This window comes from Candidatus Symbiopectobacterium endolongispinus (genome assembly GCF_018777385.1).
GTDB classification, from domain to species: domain Bacteria; phylum Pseudomonadota; class Gammaproteobacteria; order Enterobacterales; family Enterobacteriaceae; genus Symbiopectobacterium; species Symbiopectobacterium endolongispinus.
Genome location: NZ_JAFJYB010000003.1, coordinates 340,503 through 358,760, shown reverse-complemented (window position 1 = coordinate 358,760; position 18,258 = coordinate 340,503). Strand labels below are relative to the sequence as shown.

General features: G+C 52.8%; 12 protein-coding genes and 4 pseudogenes. 6 read left to right on the top strand and 10 right to left on the bottom strand.

The window, feature by feature from the left end:
• Nucleotides 1–34: 34 nt before the first annotated feature.
• From dcuC to udk, 4 genes and pseudogenes are all read right to left on the bottom strand, one after another.
• Nucleotides 35–1,121, bottom strand: a pseudogene (dcuC, locus tag JZM30_RS13295) (C4-dicarboxylate transporter DcuC).
• A gap of 393 nt (nt 1,122–1,514) precedes the next feature.
• Nucleotides 1,515–3,365: an outer membrane assembly protein AsmA gene (gene asmA / locus JZM30_RS13290; protein ID WP_252319281.1), complete on the bottom strand. Its 1,851-nt coding sequence runs from the start codon at nt 3,363–3,365 to the stop codon at nt 1,515–1,517.
• Nucleotides 3,366–3,409: 44 nt separating this feature from the next.
• Nucleotides 3,410–3,991, bottom strand: coding sequence for a dCTP deaminase (gene dcd / locus JZM30_RS13285; protein ID WP_252319279.1), 582 nt, complete (start codon nt 3,989–3,991; stop codon nt 3,410–3,412).
• A gap of 37 nt (nt 3,992–4,028) precedes the next feature.
• Nucleotides 4,029–4,670 carry a uridine kinase gene (udk, locus tag JZM30_RS13280; protein WP_252319277.1) on the bottom strand — a complete coding sequence of 214 codons (642 nt, stop codon included), beginning with the start codon at nt 4,668–4,670 and terminating at the stop codon, nt 4,029–4,031.
• Between the two features lie 230 nt (nt 4,671–4,900).
• Between udk and JZM30_RS13275 the strand changes: the two genes are divergently transcribed.
• The gene (locus JZM30_RS13275) at nt 4,901–5,101 is read left to right on the top strand and encodes a GIY-YIG nuclease family protein (protein WP_252319275.1); all 201 of its coding nucleotides are present in this window, start codon (nt 4,901–4,903) and stop codon (nt 5,099–5,101) included.
• Between the two features lie 255 nt (nt 5,102–5,356).
• Here the strand turns inward: JZM30_RS13275 and apbC are convergent.
• Nucleotides 5,357–6,449, bottom strand: a pseudogene (gene apbC, locus JZM30_RS13270) (iron-sulfur cluster carrier protein ApbC).
• Between the two features lie 226 nt (nt 6,450–6,675).
• Here apbC and metG point away from each other — a divergent pair.
• From metG to fdnI, 4 genes and pseudogenes are all read left to right on the top strand, one after another.
• The gene (gene metG, locus JZM30_RS13265) at nt 6,676–8,703 is read left to right on the top strand and encodes a methionine--tRNA ligase (protein WP_252319274.1); all 2,028 of its coding nucleotides are present in this window, start codon (nt 6,676–6,678) and stop codon (nt 8,701–8,703) included.
• Nucleotides 8,704–9,047: 344 nt separating this feature from the next.
• A pseudogene (locus JZM30_RS13260) lies at nt 9,048–11,789 on the top strand (molybdopterin-dependent oxidoreductase).
• A 32-nt stretch (nt 11,790–11,821) separates the two neighbouring features.
• Entirely contained in the window at nt 11,822–12,691 is an 870-nt protein-coding gene (gene fdxH / locus JZM30_RS13255; RefSeq protein WP_252319668.1) for a formate dehydrogenase subunit beta, read from the top strand.
• Nucleotides 12,688–13,338: a formate dehydrogenase-N subunit gamma gene (fdnI, locus tag JZM30_RS13250; RefSeq protein WP_252319269.1), complete on the top strand. Its 651-nt coding sequence runs from the start codon at nt 12,688–12,690 to the stop codon at nt 13,336–13,338. The genes fdxH and fdnI overlap by 4 nt, the downstream gene beginning before the upstream one ends.
• A 122-nt stretch (nt 13,339–13,460) precedes the next feature.
• Here the strand turns inward: fdnI and pgl are convergent, their stop codons facing one another.
• On the bottom strand, nt 13,461–14,459 hold the full coding sequence (pgl, locus tag JZM30_RS13245; protein ID WP_252319268.1) for a 6-phosphogluconolactonase: 999 nt from the start codon (nt 14,457–14,459) through the stop codon (nt 13,461–13,463).
• A 96-nt stretch (nt 14,460–14,555) separates the two neighbouring features.
• Between pgl and JZM30_RS13240 the strand changes: the two genes are divergently transcribed.
• A complete protein-coding gene (locus JZM30_RS13240) occupies nt 14,556–15,377 on the top strand; it encodes a pyridoxal phosphatase (protein WP_252319266.1) in 822 nt (273 codons plus the stop codon).
• A gap of 135 nt (nt 15,378–15,512) precedes the next feature.
• Here the strand turns inward: JZM30_RS13240 and modC are convergent, their stop codons facing one another.
• From modC to JZM30_RS13220, 4 genes and pseudogenes are all read right to left on the bottom strand, one after another.
• Nucleotides 15,513–16,571 carry a molybdenum ABC transporter ATP-binding protein ModC gene (gene modC, locus JZM30_RS13235; protein ID WP_252319265.1) on the bottom strand — a complete coding sequence of 353 codons (1,059 nt, stop codon included), beginning with the start codon at nt 16,569–16,571 and terminating at the stop codon, nt 15,513–15,515.
• Nucleotides 16,571–17,158 carry an ABC transporter permease subunit gene (locus JZM30_RS13230; protein WP_252319263.1) on the bottom strand — a complete coding sequence of 196 codons (588 nt, stop codon included), beginning with the start codon at nt 17,156–17,158 and terminating at the stop codon, nt 16,571–16,573. Before JZM30_RS13230 ends, modC begins: the two co-directional genes overlap by 1 nt.
• Nucleotides 17,155–17,931, bottom strand: a pseudogene (modA, locus tag JZM30_RS13225) (molybdate ABC transporter substrate-binding protein). The gene JZM30_RS13230 and the pseudogene modA overlap by 4 nt, the downstream one beginning before the upstream one ends.
• 173 nt (nt 17,932–18,104) lie before the next feature.
• Nucleotides 18,105–18,254, bottom strand: a complete 150-nt coding sequence (locus tag JZM30_RS13220) for an AcrZ family multidrug efflux pump-associated protein (protein ID WP_252319261.1) — start codon at nt 18,252–18,254, stop codon at nt 18,105–18,107.
• Nucleotides 18,255–18,258 lie beyond the last annotated feature (4 nt).

The window sequence follows — 18,258 nt, the reverse complement described above, 5'->3', positions numbered from 1 at the left end:
CCCACCGATACACAGTGAGGGATGCCCATTTATCTTATGCCGGGATCAAAATTTCCGTAGCAACCACTACCACAATCAGCCCGACCAATACCGGCACTGATGTGCGTTTTACCACTTCGAACGGCAAAACCTTCGCCATCCCTGCCACCGCAACCACTACGCCAGACACCGGAGAAATGGTTCTACCAAGGTTAGAAGCTTGCAGCATCGGGATCGCCAGATAGGCTGGGTTGATGCCCATCTGTGAAGCCAGCTTAGGGATCAGTTCGACAAACGCATAGAACGGTGCGTTACCCGACCCGGTGGTCATTGCCGCCAACATGGTGATCACTACCAGCACTAGCATGATAAGCGGAGCGCCGCTGCCAAAGGATTGCACCAACCCAATCAAACCGCTGATAAAGCCGATGGTGCTCAATCCCTGTGCAAACACACCGGCAGCAACCAACAGCACCACAACGCTGGAGAAGGCCTCGGCCATGCCCTTATAAGCGACATCCAGCCCAGCGTAAATGGTTTTGGCGTTAAAGAAACGCAGGAATTCACACATAGCAGCCAGCAGCATGCGGATCACTAGAATGGTGATAATGTGCAGCTCTGGCCCCCACTTGCCATCAAAAATCAGCACACCAATGATCGGCGTGAACGGCAAAATGGCGTACAGGCGCGGCGCATTGGTTTCAATGTTTTGCGCTTCGACCATTTCGTGGCTGATGTTCTCTTTTCGGTCGATATAGCGCTGCCAGAAAAAGCGGGCAATAGCCATAGACACAATGGCGGCAATGGAGATCGTCAGTGTCACCTTAAAGGCAAAATCCACCAGCTTCATTTGCGAAGCCTGTGCCGCCAGCACCACGTCGCCAGAGGTCGGCGACAGGATCAATGCCGCCGGCGAGGCGCAGATAGCCGTCGCGGCTCATCAGCAGAATTTTGACGTATTCAACAATATCCGTTAAGCCCCACCACGTGGATTTCGCACTGGCGGGCAGTACGCTTTTCCCCATCAGCACTCTGATCAGCAGCAGCCCGCCAGCCATCAGAATGCCGGTCGCGGAATAGCCTTTAATGATGTAACGGCCCACCAGCACCGTCACAACAACACCTATAAGGAGTTCGATCATAATGTTTCTCTGTAGAAAGTGAACGTAAACAAATGCCTGGCTGGCAGACATCAAATAGCGCTCTGGTATAAGAAAACGTGATAAAAGCAGGGAAGTTTACTGATTTGTAGAAAAACTACAAATGGCAAAGATCAAAGAAGTAAAGTTTATTTCCGTAAAAGAGATAAGGTTAATAAACTGTCTATTGGTGTATTGAAAGAAAAAAACCATTGGCGATCGTTGTTGTCTTGGCAGCTATTTCTGCCGTCCTCGGCAAAAGTCAGGGACCTCTGCCAGCGGAAATGACGGGTGAAGAGCGGCAATGACGAATGGAGTTCTTGATTGGCAAAGGGGGACGGAAATAATGAGTCCCCCTATTTATCGCCCTCGATCTTAAGACCACGACACAGGCAATCAAAGCTTGTCGAGAAGCTGTTTTAGCCCTTTGCCGGTCTGGCTCTGCTGGTTTTTGTCTGCCCACTCATTGAGCCGCTTTTTCATCTCATCCTGAAGGCGTTTACGCAGCAATTGATCGACTTGTAGTTGATAGCTCAGGTTATTGATCGGGCCATAAATACGCAGAGGTACGCTGGTAGATTTTAAAATCTCCACTAACTGCTCGTTGCCACGCCAGCCGTCGGTAATGCGCACGTTAAAATTCATGTCACATTGTTGAGCCGGGAGATCAAACTGGCTAGTGCCGGTGAGCGACAGCAGCGCAGATTGACCGGTGATATCACTTACCCGCAGTTTGCCTGCATTGAGATCGGCATTGCCGGTCAACCGCGTAATGTCGGTATAACGATCGTAGCGCTCTAACGCCTGTACATTGCTGTTGTTGCGCACCACCACCAACTGAATCATCTGCTGAATATTCACGCCCTGAAAACGCAGGTTGTCCACACTCAATGTCGCGTTACCCCGCCACTGACGCATCAATGCATCCAGCGAGAAAGTATCGCCACTAAATTGTCCCTTTAACGACAGTTTGCCACTTACCGTTTGCGGCAACGCAAACGCGACTGTCAGCGGCTCAACGCTCACACCCTCAATAGTAGGCTGTAAAGTGATTTTAGGTGTTGCCTTCGCATTCATTTTTCCGGTCAGTGCGATACGCCCGCCGTTAAGCTCGCTCTGCAACGAGGAAAGAGTCAGTACGCCAGTCTGATTAACGGCGTTGAGGTTTACCTTGCTGAATGTCAGGCCACGGTAGATAAGCGTGTCTACCTGCAATGCCAACTGCGCACTGAACGATTGCCATAAGGCATCGCCCTTACTCAACCCGCGCTCCGTCGAGACTACCGGCGTAACGGTCTTGATCGCGGCTGGCGAAGCGTTTTGCGTTTGTGCCGTTGGCGCACTTCCCAGCAGCGCATCAAGGTTTAGCCGCGCCGCGTTTATGTCCAGCGTATATACAGGGTGATCACTCAGGATTGCTGTCGCATTCCCGCTCAGTTGACTGTCACTCGCCGCCAGCGTGAACTGACTTATCGTGACTTTTTCTGGCTTAGTAGCACCAGCAGCTTGTTGATAGCTGGCTTGGAGGCTACCACTGCCGCTAATGCCGCCAACGGGAATACCTGCGCCCTGAAGTTGGTATTGAAATTGTTCGATGCTGGCGTCGATTTGCTGCGGATAGTGCTGCATATCGAGATTCGCCTGAAGTGATACGGCAAGGTCGCGCTGATCGCGATTAATGCGGCTGGTCAATTCCAGCGCCAGTTGGCGCTCACTACTATCTTCCAACGTGAGGTTGATATCGCGCACGTTAAGCTGTTCGTCGTCACCGCGCTGCAAAATCAACAGGCTATCCACGATTTTCAACTGATTAATGGCAAGTCGCCAATTGCGCGTCTCTTCAGGCGTTGACGAACCGGCTGGCGCAATGGGCGCGGTGCTGGAGCGATGCGCTTCGCTTTCAGGCGTTAAGCACACCACCGCGCCTTTGAGCATCACCTGCTTCACTTCCAGACGATGTGACAATAACGGCCAGAGTTTCACATCCAGACGCATGTTTTCTGCACTGACAATTGGTGCCGCCGCGCCCGGTGCGGTTAGCGACATACCGCCAGAAAGAATGCTGAGCTGCGGCCAAACGTGCCAGCGGAGATCCCCTTCCAACTGCAAACGGTATCCGCTGCGGGCATCAACCTGGCTTACCATGTAAGCGCGAAAATCGTTGGGATTCACCAGCATGACCAGCGCCGTCATACCGACAGCTAGCACCACAAGCAAAATCGCCAGCGTCGTCAACACTCTTTTCATGCTATTCTCCCAACAATCAGTGCAACAGCATTATGCACTGGCGATCAATCCTTATCGATTCGGCTCGCCACAGCGCCCTGCTGATCTTTGTATTTTGCATCTTCACGACGGTTGTAGGGGCGCGCGGCCGGGCCAGAGAGCGGTTCAAAACTCAATGCACCGATAATCATGCCAGGACGTAATGCCAACGGTAGCTTACCTGAATTATAGAACTCCAGCACAATTCTACCCTGCCAGCCGGGATCGATGCGATGCGCAGTAACGTGAACCATTAATCCCAGGCGCGCCAAAGATGAGCGACCGTCGAGCCAGCCCACCAAATTATCCGGCAATGTAACCGATTCCAACGTCACCGCCAGCGCCAATTCGCCAGGATGCAGGAAAAACGCTTCGCCTTCCGGCAAGTTGATTTCATCTCTCATCACGCGATCGAGCGCCGCGCTAACTTCGTCTTTTGGGCCGCTTAAATCGATAAATGCGGCAGTGTGTCCGCTGAAAACGCGAAACTGATTGCCCAGCCGCACATCCAGCGTTGCACCGTTGATTCGTTCAACGGGAGGACGTGGGGTGATAACCAGACGTCCATCGTCTAGCCAGCTTTCTATGTCACGATCGCACAGTCTCATGTTGTTCCCTTTTCTCGTTTACGCCGTCTTCGGTGAATTATTCAAAAAACTGACTGATTTTGGCTTTCAGAATATCAATCGCAATACGGTTTTTACCGCCGCGTGGCACGATAATATCTGCATATTGCTTGGACGGTTCAATAAATTGCAAAAACATTGGGCGTACCGTTTTTTGATACTGCTCCATGACCGAGTCCATGGAGCGACCGCGTTCGTTCACATCACGGCGCATACGGCGCAGCAAGCAGATATCCAGCGGGGTATCGACAAAAATAGAAAAATTCAGCTCAGCGCGCAGGCGGACTTCCGTCAGTAACAAGATACTTTCCAGAATGATCACTTTCTTCGGCAACAAGCGTACCGTCTCTTGCTTGCGGGTATGCTCAACGTAACTGTACTGTGGCAACTCAATCGCTTGTCCGGCTTTGAGCATTTTCAGATGCGTTAACAGCAGGTCATGGTCCATGGCATTGGGGTGGTCGTAGTTGGTTTTCACCCGCTCTTCCATGCTCAGATGGCTTTGATCTTTATAATAACTGTCTTCCGGGATGACACCGATATGCTCATCCCCCACCTGATCGCGCAACTCTCGATAGAGCGTACTGGAAATAAGACTTTTGCCAGAAGCGGATGCTCCTGCAATTCCGATGATGACACACTGGTGAGACGTCGCAGCCATGACAATAAATGACCTGATAAATTAGGGAAATGCCGAATGGCATAGTAACAGGTAAACAAACAGTAACGAGCGAATTATAGGGAGTTAAGGCAGACAGCGCCAGCCCTACTCATGGTCATTTCTGGTTTGCAAAAGGATAGGTGAGCACGGTCGCTATATTCGAGGATAACGAAAGGCGTCACGGTGAAGATCAGTTACAACGGAGTTCTTAATATGTCCGGTGAATAAGAATGCCGTCGAGTGTCTATATATTAACCAACAAACCGAATGGCACGCTTTATATCGGTGTCACCAGCAATTTGATACGACGCATCTGGCAGCGTAATAATCTGAAAACACGAGGATTTGCCCATCAATACAATGTAAATCAGCTTTTTATTAATAACATACTGAAAGTATGCTCATGGCAATTCAGCGAGAGAAGTAATTAAAAAAATGGAAGCGGGCGTGGAAAGTTAATTTGATCGAGGCGACAAACCTTTTGTGGAATGACTTATTCTTTACCCTGTTCTGAATGTCTCCTCCGTCATCCTCGGCGAAAGCTTGGAATTTCAAGCAGAAGGCACGCGTTTTGCCTCTCAGAGATTCCCGCCTGCGCGGGAATAATGAAGAAAAAGCTGGAATGACAAAGAGAGAGTGGGGACGCCACACATCCCCACTCCTGTAGCCCGTCACACCGCCCGAAACTAAATCTCGGTCGGAATGACTTCACCCTGCCAGTAAAGCTGTGCAGCCACTTACCCGGCCAGTTCGCGATACAGTGAGGTAAACTCGCTGTCTGGCTTGCTGGCAACGGTTGGTTCACCGCGATCGAGATCCTCACGCAGAGAGATATGCAGCGGCAGTTGCCCTAACAAGGCACAGTTGTATTTCTCCGCCAGTTTCTGCGCGCCGCCGGTGCCAAAAATCGGCTCCAGATGACCACAGTGGCTGCAAATATGCACGCTCATGTTCTCGACGATACCCAACACCGACACGCTGACTTTCTCGAACATGGTGATGCCCTTCATGGCATCCACCAACGCAATGTCTTGCGGCGTCGTCACCACCACTACGCCCGTCACCGGCACATTTTGCGCCAGCGTCAACTGGATATCCCCGGTGCCCGGCGGCATATCTAATACCAGATAATCGAGATCCGGCCAGAGCGTATCTTGCAGCAGTTGCAACAGCGCTTTACTCGCCATCTGGCCGCGCCACACCATCGCATTATCATCAGTCACCAGATAACCGATAGAGTTGGTCGCCAGACCATAAGCCATGATCGGTGCCATGTGCTGACCATCCGGCGAGGTCGGGCGCTCGCTGGTAGTGCCTAAAATGGTTGGAATAGAAGGGCCATAGATGTCGGCATCGAGAATACCCACCGACGCTCCCTCTGCGGCCAGCGCCAACGCCATGTTCACCGCGGTGCTGGATTTCCCTACGCCCCCTTGCCAGAGCTAACGGCAATAATGTTTTTAACACCTTTGACACCCGCCTGATTGTTAACACGGCGCAGCGTGGCATACTGTGTGTCAGGCACCATTCCACATCCTTGGCGCCGGTTAAACGCATCAACTCTGGGCTGACGGTTTCTTTTAATACGTCCAACCCACTCAACCAAGCAAATGGCATCACCAGTTCGATGCGCAGCACCTCATCCAGCAAGGCACAGTGATGCAAGGCATTGAGCGTCGTCAGGTTATTTTTCAGCGTCGGGTGCTTAAACGTGGAGAGGACACCAGTCACCAGTGCCTTCAGCGTATCGGGGGTCTGCTCAGGGATTGTTGCGTTCATCCCGGCCCCTTATCATTCTCATTATTTTGTGGAAAAACAGCCATAGCATAACAGAATGCCCCGCCCCGATCGTTGACCTCAGTGAAAAAATCGCCCCGGGCAACGAGAACGCCGCGTTGCCCGTGTTTTACAGGGTTTTCCGCTTACAGCGGTTTACGCCACAAGGGCCTATCGGTTAACATCGTGATTCACTCTCATCATCATGAAAGAAAGTAAGTTCCCCACTATGACTCAAGTCGCTAAGAAAATATTGGTAACCTGCGCGTTGCCCTATGCTAACGGATCAATCCACCTCGGCCACATGCTGGAGCATATCCAGGCTGATATCTGGGTCCGTTATCAGCGAATGCGCGGTCACCAGGTTCACTTTATCTGTGCGGATGACGCCCACGGTACGCCAATCATGTTGAAAGCACAGCAGATGGGTGTGGCACCGGAGCAGATGATTGCGGACGTGAGTCAGGAACATCAGCGGGATTTCGCTGGCTTTCAGATTAGCTACGACAATTATCACTCCACCCACAGTGAAGAGAACCGGGAGTTGTCAGGTCTTATCTATCGTCGTTTGAAAGAGAACGGTTTTATCAAGAACCGCACCATTTCTCAGCTCTACGATCCGGAAAAAGGCATGTTCTTGCCGGACCGTTTCGTCAAAGGCACCTGCCCGAAATGTAAAGCGGCCGATCAGTATGGTGACAACTGCGAAGTGTGCGGCGCGACTTATAGCCCGACGGAACTGATCGACCCGAAATCGGCGGTTTCCGGTGCGACACCGGTGATGCGCGAGTCGGAGCACTTCTTCTTTGATTTGCCCGCATTCAGCGAAATGCTGCAAGCCTGGACGCGTTCCGGTGCGTTGCAGGAGCAGGTCGCCAACAAGATGCAAGAGTGGTTTGATGCCGGCCTGCAGCAGTGGGATATCACCCGCGATGCGCCCTACTTCGGTTTCGAAGTGCCGGATGCCCCGGGCAAATATTTCTACGTCTGGCTGGATGCGCCGATCGGTTACATGGGGTCGTTTAAAAACCTGTGCGACAAACGCGGTGATATCGATTTTGATGAGTTCTGGCGTAAAGAGAGCAGTGCTGAGCTGTACCATTTCATCGGTAAAGATATCGTCTATTTCCATAGCCTGTTCTGGCCTGCCATGTTAGAAGGCAGCGGTTTTCGTAAGCCGACCAACCTGTTTGTGCACGGCTATGTGACGGTAAACGGTGCCAAGATGTCCAAATCGCGCGGCACCTTTATCAAGGCGGAGACCTATCTGCAACATCTGGATGCCGATTGCCTGCGTTATTACTACGCGGCCAAGCTGTCGTCACGCATTGACGATATCGACCTCAATCTGGAAGATTTCGTGCAGCGCGTGAATGCCGATATCGTTAACAAAGTGGTTAACCTCGCGTCGCGTAACGCCGGTTTCATCAATAAGCGTTTTGGCGGAAAACTGGCGGAAACCCTGGCCGATGGCGAGCTCTATGCCACTTTTGCCAATGCTGCTGACAGCATTGCCGAAGCCTACGCCAACCGAGAATCCGGCAAAGCTATCTGCGAGATCATGGCGCTGGCCGATATCGCCAACCGCTATGTGGACGAACAAGCCCCATGGGTGGTGGCAAAAGAAGAAGGCCGCGATGCGGATTTGCAGGCGATTTGCTCCATAGGCATCAACCTGTTCCGCGTGCTGATGACCTACCTGAAACCGGTATTGCCGTCGCTGGCAGAGCGCGCCGAAGCGTTCCTCAAAACTACGTTGACATGGGATGCGGTAGCACAACCGCTGCTGAGTCACGACGTGAAAGCGTTCAAAGCATTGTTCAACCGTATCGATCTCGACAAGGTCAATGCGATGGTTGATGCTTCCAAAGAAGACATGAGTGCCAAGAAGGTCGTGACCGGTCCGCTGGCTGACGATCCAATTCAGGACACCATCTCTTTTGACGATTTTGCCAAAGTGGATATGCGCATTGCGCTGATCAAACAGGCTGATTTCGTGGAGGGCTCTGGCAAGCTGCTGCGATTGACGCTGGATCTCGGCGGTGAAACGCGCCAGATTTTCTCCGGTATCCGCACGGCTTACCCCGATCCGAAAGCGCTGGAAGGCCGTTTGACCATCATGGTCGCCAACCTGGCCCCGCGTAAAATGCGATTCGGCGTGTCGGAAGGTATGGTGATGGCCGCAGGCCCTGGCGGCAAGAAAATTTTCCTGCTCAGCCCGGATAGCGGCGCCCAGCCGGGAATGCAAGTGAAATAATCCATCAAGCCGCCTTCGGGCGGCTTTTTTATCGCCCTTTATTTGCGGTAAAACATCTCACAGACGTAGCATCCCCCCCTATTTCCTGTTGATCAATTGTATCTTTTTTGTACGGCGATTTTTTTGCCATTTTGGCTATTTTTGCAGCGAAAAAATAGCCATTAGATTACAAAACTGAAACCAAACGCTATATAATTAATTGTATATCGCCATAAAAACATACCTTTAAAGGAGTAAAAAGGTGTTTTAAATACTTAAATTTTGATTTCGCGCAAAACCCCTATCGTGAGTGTTGTTAAATTGCCTGCAACAAAAAATAAACAAACAATCACATAGTGAAACTAATGCAAATCAATCGAAGAGGTTTCTTTAAAGTTTGTGCAGGGGGAATGGCTGGCACCACCCTCGCCGCACTGGGCTTTGCCCCCACGGAAGCAATGGCATCGGTACGTCAGTACAAATTACTGCGCGCCAAGGAAACTCGTAACAACTGCACCTACTGCTCCGTCGGGTGCGGTGTGTTGATGTACAGCCTGGGTGATGGCGAGAAAAACGCTAAACCGGCCGTTTACCATATCGAGGGGGATCCGGATCATCCGGTAAGCCGTGGCTCGCTGTGTCCGAAAGGCGCAGGGCTGGTTGACTACATCCACAGCGAAGGACGTTTGAAGCATCCCGAGTATCGCGCGCCAGGCTCCGACAAATGGCAGCGCATTAGCTGGGATGATGCCATTGATCGTATTGCACGCCTGATGAAGGCAGACCGTTATGCCAACTTTGAACGCGTCAACGCCAAGGGCACTGTAGTTAACCGTTGGTTGACCACCGGCATGCTCTGCTCTTCTGCCGCCAGCAATGAAACCGCTATCCTCGATCAGAAATTTGCCCGCTCACTGGGTATGATCGCTATCGACTGCCAGGCACACCTGTGCCATGGTCCGACCGTTGCCGCACTCGCGCCCACGTTTGGTCGCGGTGCCATGACCAATAACTGGGTAAATATCAAAAACGCCAACCTGATTATCGTGATGGGCGGTAACGCCGCAGAAGCCCACCCGGTTGGTTTTAAATGGGCGGTCGAAGCGAAAACCCATAACGACGCCAAACTGATCGTGGTTGACCCGCGCTTTAACCGCTCCGCAGACGTAGCCGACCTCTATGCCACGATCCGGGCAGGTTCCGATGCTGCGTTCCTGCTGGGGATTATCAACCACCTGATCACCCATGATAAAATTCATCACGAATATGTGAAGTCTTACACCAGCGCCAGCCTGATCGTACGTGAGGACTTCTGGTTCGATGAAGGCCTGTTCAGCGGTTATAATGCGGATGCTCGCCAGTACGACAAGACCAGTTGGAACTACGAACTGGACGCCAACGGCTTTGCCAAACGCGATATGACGCTGACACACCCGCGCTGTGTTTGGAACCTGCTGAAAGCGCATGTTGCTCGCTACACGCCTGAAATGGTTGTTTCACTGTGCGGTACGCCAGCGCATCATTACTAAGAGATCTGCCGCTCTCTGGCAGAAACCAGCGTTCCCGATAAAACAGCGACCTTCATGTACGCGCTGGGTTGGACACACCACACCAACGGCGCACAGATTATCCGTGCCGCAGCCATGATCCAGTTGCTGCTTGGCAATATCGGCATGGCCGGTGGCGGTGTCAACGCCCTGCGCGGCCACTCCAATATTCAGGGCTATATCGTGCAAGGCTTCAACCCGCTGGCGGCGTTCTCCAACAAGAATAAAGCGACGGAAGCGCTCTCCAAATTGAAGTACATGGTAGTTATCGATCCGCTTGCGACCGAGACCTCCACCTTCTGGCAGAACCACGGCGAATTTAACGACGTCGATAGCGCCTCCATCCAGACTGAAGTGTTCCGTTTGCCTTCCAGTTGCTTCGCGGAAGAAAACGGCTCCATCGCCAACTCCGGCCGTTGGTTGCAATGGCACTGGGCAGCGGCAGAGGCGCTGCACGACGGGAAGATCCTCGGCAAACTGCTGATGCGTCTGCGCGAACTGTATCGCGAAGAAGGCGGCGTATGCCCTGAACCGTTGATGAACATCAACTGGAACTATCAGGACCCGGAAGACCCAACGCCGGAAGAAATTGCGCGCGAAAGTAATGGTATGGCGCTGGCGGATATTTATGACGACAAGGGCACGCTGATCCTGAAAAAAGGCCAGCAACTGGCAGACTTCTCGCAGTTGCGCGACGACGGCACTACGTCCAGCTTCTGCTGGATTTACGCCGGTAGCTGGACGGAAAAAGGCAACCAGATGGCGAACCGCGACAACAGCGATGCCGGGCTGGGGGCAACGCCGGGCTGGGCCTGGTACTGGCCGCAAAACCGCCGCATCCTTTACAACCGCGCCTCCGCTGACCTGCAAGGAAAACCGTGGGACAGCAAGCGCAAGCTGCTGGAGTGGAACGGCCAGAAATGGCAAGGCATCGATGTGCCTGATTTCGCCGCTACCGTACCGCCAGGCAAAGACGCGATGCCGTTTATCATGTTGCCGGAAGGCGTGGCGCGTCTCTTCTCGGTGGATAAACTGGTCGATGGCCCGTTCCCGGAACACTACGAACCGGTGGAAACGCCGCTCGACACCAATCCGTTGCACCCGTCCGTGGTATCCAGCCCGGCGGCGCGACTGTTTGCCCGCGATGCAAAAACCATGGGCAAGGCGAGCGATTTCCCTTATGTCGCTACCACCTACTCCATTACCGAGCTGTTCCGTCACTGGACCAAGCATGTGCGCATTAACGCCATTATCCAACCCGAGCAGTTTGTGGAAATTGGCGAAAACCTGGCGCAGAGCAAAGGGATCAAAGCGGGGGATGAGGTGAAGGTTTCCTGTCAGCGCGGCTACATCAAAGCCAAAGCGGTGGTCACCAAACGTATCAAGACCTTGACCGTCGCTGGCAAAGCGATTGAGACCGTCGGGATACCTTGTCACTGGGGCTTTGAAGGCACCACGCGCAAAGGCTTCCTGGCAAATACCCTCACGCCCAGCGTCGGTGACGCTAACTCGCAAACGTCAGAGTTCAAGGCGTTTTTGGTGAATGTGGAAAAGGTGTAAGGTAGCGCGCTATGTCAATGCAATCTTAAGATATTATTCAACGTTCGGCTACCAGTAGCCTGACACCGCCACCGCACGTGAGAAACGATAAAAGTGAAGTGGCCAAACTGATTGACGTCACCACCTGTATTGGCTGTAAAGCCTGTCAGGCGGCCTGCTCCGAGTGGAACGACATTCGTGACGAAGTGGGCCATAACCACGGGGTGTATGATAACCCGATGGATCTGAGCGCCAAATCCTGGACGGTGATGCGCTTTTCCGAAGTGGAAAGCGCCGATCGTCTGGAGTGGCTGATCCGTAAAGATGGCTGCATGCACTGTAGCGATCCGGGCTGTTTGAAGACGTGTCCGTCTGCCGGTGCCATCATTCAGTATGCGAACGGCATAGTCGACTTCCAGTCCGAGCACTGCATCGGCTGCGGTTACTGTATCGCTGGCTGCCCGTTCAACGTTCCGCGGCTCAATAAAGACGATAACAGGGTGTATAAATGCACCCTGTGTGTGGATCGCGTTAGCACGGGTCAGGAACCGGCCTGTGTGAAAACCTGTCCGACCGGCGCCATTCATTTCGGAACCAAGGAAGAGATGAAACTGCTGGCGGAAGAGCGCATCACGCATCTGAAAAAACGCGGTTATAACAACGCGGGTCTGTACGATCCAGAAGGGGTGGGCGGTACTCACGTCATGTACGTGCTGCACCATGCCGATAAACCGTCGCTCTACAACAATCTGCCCGACAATCCGCAGATCTCTACCCCGGTCAACTTGTGGAAAGGCATCCTCAAACCGCTGGCAACGCTAGGCTTTGTCGCTACCTTTGCCGGTTTGATTTTCCACTATGTTGGCGTGGGACCAAACACGGAAGAAACGGAGCATGACCACGACGAGGAGGAGAAGCAATGAGCAAGCAGAAAATGATTGTGCGCACTAAATTCGTTGACCGCATCTGTCACTGGATTGTAGTGATCAGCTTCTTCCTGGTGGCGCTGTCCGGGATTGCGCTGTTTTTCCCAACGCTGCAATGGCTGACACAAACCTTTAGTACGCCGCAGATGGGACGCATAATGCACCCATTCTTCGGTATTCTGATCGTGATTTGTCTGGTGCCAATGTTCTTCCGTTTTGTGAGCCACAATATTCCGAAACGCCGTGACCTTCCCTGGTTCCTGCATATCGTTGAGGTTCTGAAAGGCAATGAACATAACGTCGCAGATGTGGGCAAATACAACCCGGGCCAGAAAATGATGTTCTGGAGCATCATGGGGTTGACGCTGGTGTTGCTGATTACCGGCATCATCATGTGGCGGCCTTACTTTGCCCACCTGTTCCCGATCGATATCGTGCGTTACGCTATTCTGGTTCACGCGGCGGCAGCTATCGTGTTAATCCACGCCATCCTGATTCATATGTACATGGCGTTCTGGGTACGTGGTTCCATCAAGGGCATGATCGAAGGCAAAGTTTCTGCCAAGTGGGCGCGTAAGCACCACCCGCGTTGGGCGCGTCAGGTGCTTAACGAAGAAGAAGAAGAAGAAGAAGAGAAAAAGTAAATCTCAATCTCGTCGTTCCCGCGCAGGCGGGAATCTCTTACAGACGAAACGCGTTACTTCTGCTAGAGGTCCCCTGCCTTCGCCGGGGATGACGAACAATGAAGCCACGATTCCTGCACGACTCAATCAAGCGCCAACACACTCACCCACATCGGCCCCTGCCCTACCGCATAGCGCGCCAGTGGTTGCAGCTTTCCGCTTTCCTGATCGATGCGATACACCTCAATGTGCTGGGACTTCTGTCCAGCAGAAATCACAAACTCCCCCTGGTGATCGATGTTGAAACCGCGCGGTGGCGTCTCCGTTGGTTGATGTCCCACCAGCGTTAAGGTACTGCCATCTTCGGACACCTGGAAAATACTTAACAGGCTGGCAGTACGATCGCTGCAATAAAGGAAACGACCATCTGGCGTCAAATGAATATCTGCAGCCCAGCGGGTATCCGCAAAGCCCTGCGGCATGGCATCCAGCGACTGCACGGTGCGCGCTTTGCCCGCTACCGAGTGCAACTCAATCACATCAACCGTACTGTTCAACTCATTCACACAGTAGGCAAAACGCTGATTTGGGTGAAAATCCATATGCCGTGGGCCTGCACCATCCACCGCGTGGAGGTCCACTTGCGTCGCAACGGACAGCTCACCCTCAGCAGAAACGTCATACAAACGAATGCGATCTTCTTTCAAACACGGTGCCCACAGCACTCGGTTTTGAGGGTCGATATTGCTCGAGTGGCAGCCTGACAGCCCATCCAGTTGTTGAATCGGCTCCCCCACAATGCCTTCGGCATCAATCGGGCTGACGCTCAACGTTTCTCCGCTATAAGATGCGCTAAACAGGAAACGCCCTCGGCGGTCAGTGGACAAATGTGTCGGACTTCCCGGCAACGAGGCAGAACCAACCTGCGTCAGCAAACCTTGTGCATCGATACGGTAACTGATGGCCGAGAACGTCGGGCGTACCCCAACGTAAAGATGCTGTTTGTTGGGTGCTATCACCATCGGCTGCACCTGACCCGGCGCATCGACAACCTGTAACAACGTGAGCTGCCCCGAAGACGCCAACTGCCAGACGTGAATCTGCTGGCTTTCCGGACTGGCGATATAGACCATTTGCTGCATGCTTTTCTCCTTGGTTTGTCGCATTTTGCGCCATGCTACTTAGGGTGTAACATTATGGGCATTAACGCAATTCTAGACTCTCTCAATAGGACCGATATGACGTATCGTATCATTGCTCTTGATTTGGATGGCACATTGCTGGACAAACAAAAGAAAATTTTACCGGAGTCCATCACTGCACTGGCGCTGGCGCGCCAACAGGGTGTCAAAGTGGTGATCGCCACAGGGCGGCACCATTCCGCGATTCATCCGTTCTATCAGGCGCTGGGGCTGGATACGCCGGCGATTTGCTGCAATGGCACCTATCTGTACGATTATCAGAATAAACAGACATCTCAGGCCAATCCATTGACAGCGACACAGGCTAAAAGCGTGCTGACCTTGTTAGGCGAATATGGCATTCACGGTCTGATGTACGCCGATGACGGCATGCTGTATCAAGAACCCACTGGCCATGTGATTCGCACTCAGGCGTGGGGTGAAACCCTGCCGCCACACCAGCGCCCCACCTTCCTTCACGTTGACAACCTGCTGAACGCCGCCGATCTGGTGCAAAATATCTGGAAATTCGCCCTTTCGCATTCGGATACGCAAGCGTTAGACAACTTTGCCAATCGGGTCATGGAAGAGTTTGGCCTGACCTGCGAGTGGTCCTGGCAGGATCAGGTTGACGTCGCCCAAAGCGGAAATAACAAAGGCAAACTGCTGCGTGAGTGGGTCACGTCTCAGGGCTATGACATGAGCGAGGTGTTGGCCTTTGGCGATAACTTCAATGACATCAGTATGCTCGAAGCCGCAGGGCTCGGAGTTGCCATGGGAAATAGTGATGACGCCGTTAAAGCGCACGCCGATCTGGTTATCGGACACAATGAAGAACCGGCTATCGCGCAGTTAATTCGCCAGCGCGTGTTGCAATAAGGTCATCCTCGGCGCAAACCGGAATCTCTGGCAGAATAAACGCGTTTCGTCTGTAAGAGATTCCCGCCTGCGCGAGGATGACGTGAGGAGACGGGGGAATGACCTGGGAAATGTGCATGGCACATACAGAAAGCCCTACGCCGTAATCGACACGCTTTTGATCTGCGCATACAGCCACATATCCGCACGCAGTCTCAGATCATCGCGCGCCCAAGGTGAAATCCGTGCCCAGAGGATTTGTCCCCCCACCGACAGCTTCACTTCAACCTGTTCATCGACGTCAATGCATTCCAGTACCTTAGCGGGCAACACGTTACGAATACTGCTCGCTGTTGGCGGTTGCAACACCAAAGAGACATCGACCGCGTTAACACGAATACGCAACGGGGTTTTCAACGGCATGGAAACCCGATTCACCCACAGCCGTTGCTCGCCCAGCGACAGCGCCGTCATGGCATAACGCTCATGCTGTTCCATCACTTTCACATTGAGAATGCTGCTTTGCTCATAGCTAGGTAACCAGGGGCGCATCGCGCTACTCGCCCATACCTCTTCCAACCGACCTTCCGCTTTAACCTTACCGTTATCCAGCACCACCACTCGATCGGCGAGCCGCACGATCTCTTCCATGCTGTGGTTGACATACAGGATAGGAATGTTGACCTCTTTCGCCAACGTTTCCAGATAGGGCAACAGCTCACGTTTGCGCGGCAAATCAAGCGACGCCAGCGGCTCATCCATCAGTAGCAGTTCCGGTGCGGTCAGCAAGGCACGACCGATCGCCACGCGCTGCTTTTCGCCACCGGAGAGGGTGAGGGGTAAGCAGCTTAACAGAGCCTCAATGCCCAGCAATGCCACAATGGCATCAAACTGTGATTTCATGGATGACGCCATGCCATAGCGTAGATTGCCTTGCACACGGTAGTGCGGAAACAGCCGGGCATCCTGAAACACATAACCCACATGGCGCTTTTCTGGCGGCAGGCAGATACGTTTTTCCGCATCCATTAACACGCGGTCATTGAGCACAATACGGCCAGACTGCGGGCGCGTCAGGCCCACCACCGCATTGATCAGCGACGTTTTTCCTGCACCTGATACGCCAAACACTGCAGAAATGCCTGATGCGGGCAATTGGGTATCAACACGCAAATCAAGATCGCCGAGGCGTTGATGAAAATTAAGCTCCAGCATTACACCCCCAACCGTTTGCGGCCCCAGCGGGTTAACCACTCAGAGAGCAGCAACGAAGCCATTGAGAGCAGAATGGCAATCACACACAAGCGCACCGCATCAGCTCCTGCACCCGGTGTTTGAATCAATGTGTACATTGCCGACGGGATAGTACGCGTTTCCCCCGGAATATTGGACACAAACGTAATGGTTGCACCAAACTCACCCAGCGTTCGGGCGGCCAGTTCCAACCGCGTATCCACCGCTTCCAGCGCCAGGCGGATTGCGCGCACCATCAGGGGAAACGCGATCACTGCAGACGCTAGCGCGGCTCCGCGCCAACTGAAACTGAGGCCGAACCATTCATAAAGCCATTGGCCGATAATCCCTGTTCTGCCCATCCCGATCAGCAACAAATAGCCAATCACCACTGGTGGCAACACCAGCGGCAAATAGATAATGCTGTCTAACAGCGATTTTCCGGGAAATCGGCAGCGTACCAACACCCATGCCGCCAGGATACCTAGCGGCAGGCTGAATATTACAGCGGTGATGGAAACTTTAAGACTAAGTTCAATGGCTTGCCATTCGTAATCCGTGAGCATCATCCGCGCGGCGTAAAACCATAGCGTTTGAACACATCCGCAGCGGCAGGCGTTTTCAGGTATTCTTAAAAACCGGTCACCGTCGCGTTGTTATGATCTTTGATGATAGCCATCGGATATTCGACCGGCTTGTGGCTCTCTTTCTGGAAAATGCTGACCACTTTCACCTTGTTGCTGGCGACCGCATCGGAACCATACACAATCCCCAGAGGGGCTTCTTCACGTTCTACCAGTGCTATGGCGGAACGCACGTCGTTAGCGCGTGCCATCACCGGAGAGAGTTCGTCCCAGGCTTTCAGATTTTGCAGCGCTTCTTTGGCATAGATCCAGGCAGGCACATGGTCCGGATCGCCAACCACCAGATGGCCCCCTTTCAACAGGCTCTTCCAGTCGGTTTTATCCGTGATGGCAAAATGCTTCACATCGTTGGATTTCGGTGCAATCACCACCAGCGCGTTACCCAGCAGGGTGTAGCGTGTCGCGGTATCCGTCAGTTTTTTATCCTGAGCGTAATCCATCCACTGCTGGTCGGCAGAAATAAATAGATCCGCAGGCGCACCTTGCTCAATCTGGCGAGCCGGCGTTGAAGAGGAGGCAAAAGAGGAAACGATATCGACGTTTTTCTCTTTCTTATGTTGTGCGGCAATTTCCTGCAACGCATTGGTCAGCGAAGCGGCGGCAAAAACGGTGATTTTCTGTTCTGCCGCGAAGGCTGGCATCGCCAAGGTTGCGCTCAGGGTTAGTGCGACACCCCATTTCATCCATTGCTGTTTCATCGGTCTCTCCCAAGAGTAATTGCATCAGGACGTTATCGTTGTATTCGGAATAATATAACGATAAATCCAGCAATGTCATGCGCTTTTGCTCGCATAATCCGAAGAGAGTACATACAAAAAAATAATGCCCGGTCGAATCGACCTGGCATCAGAAAAGAGAAAACGTAGTGGGGTTACTTTCTTACAACGCGTTCATCGGCATGGTCAATACGGGAAAAGACATTAAATACTTCGCCTAAACCGTAGATAGCACCGAGGATGATCGCCATCATCACAGGCACCATGGCAACTGCAAACAGCAGGCTTTTGAGCAAATCCAACATGCTT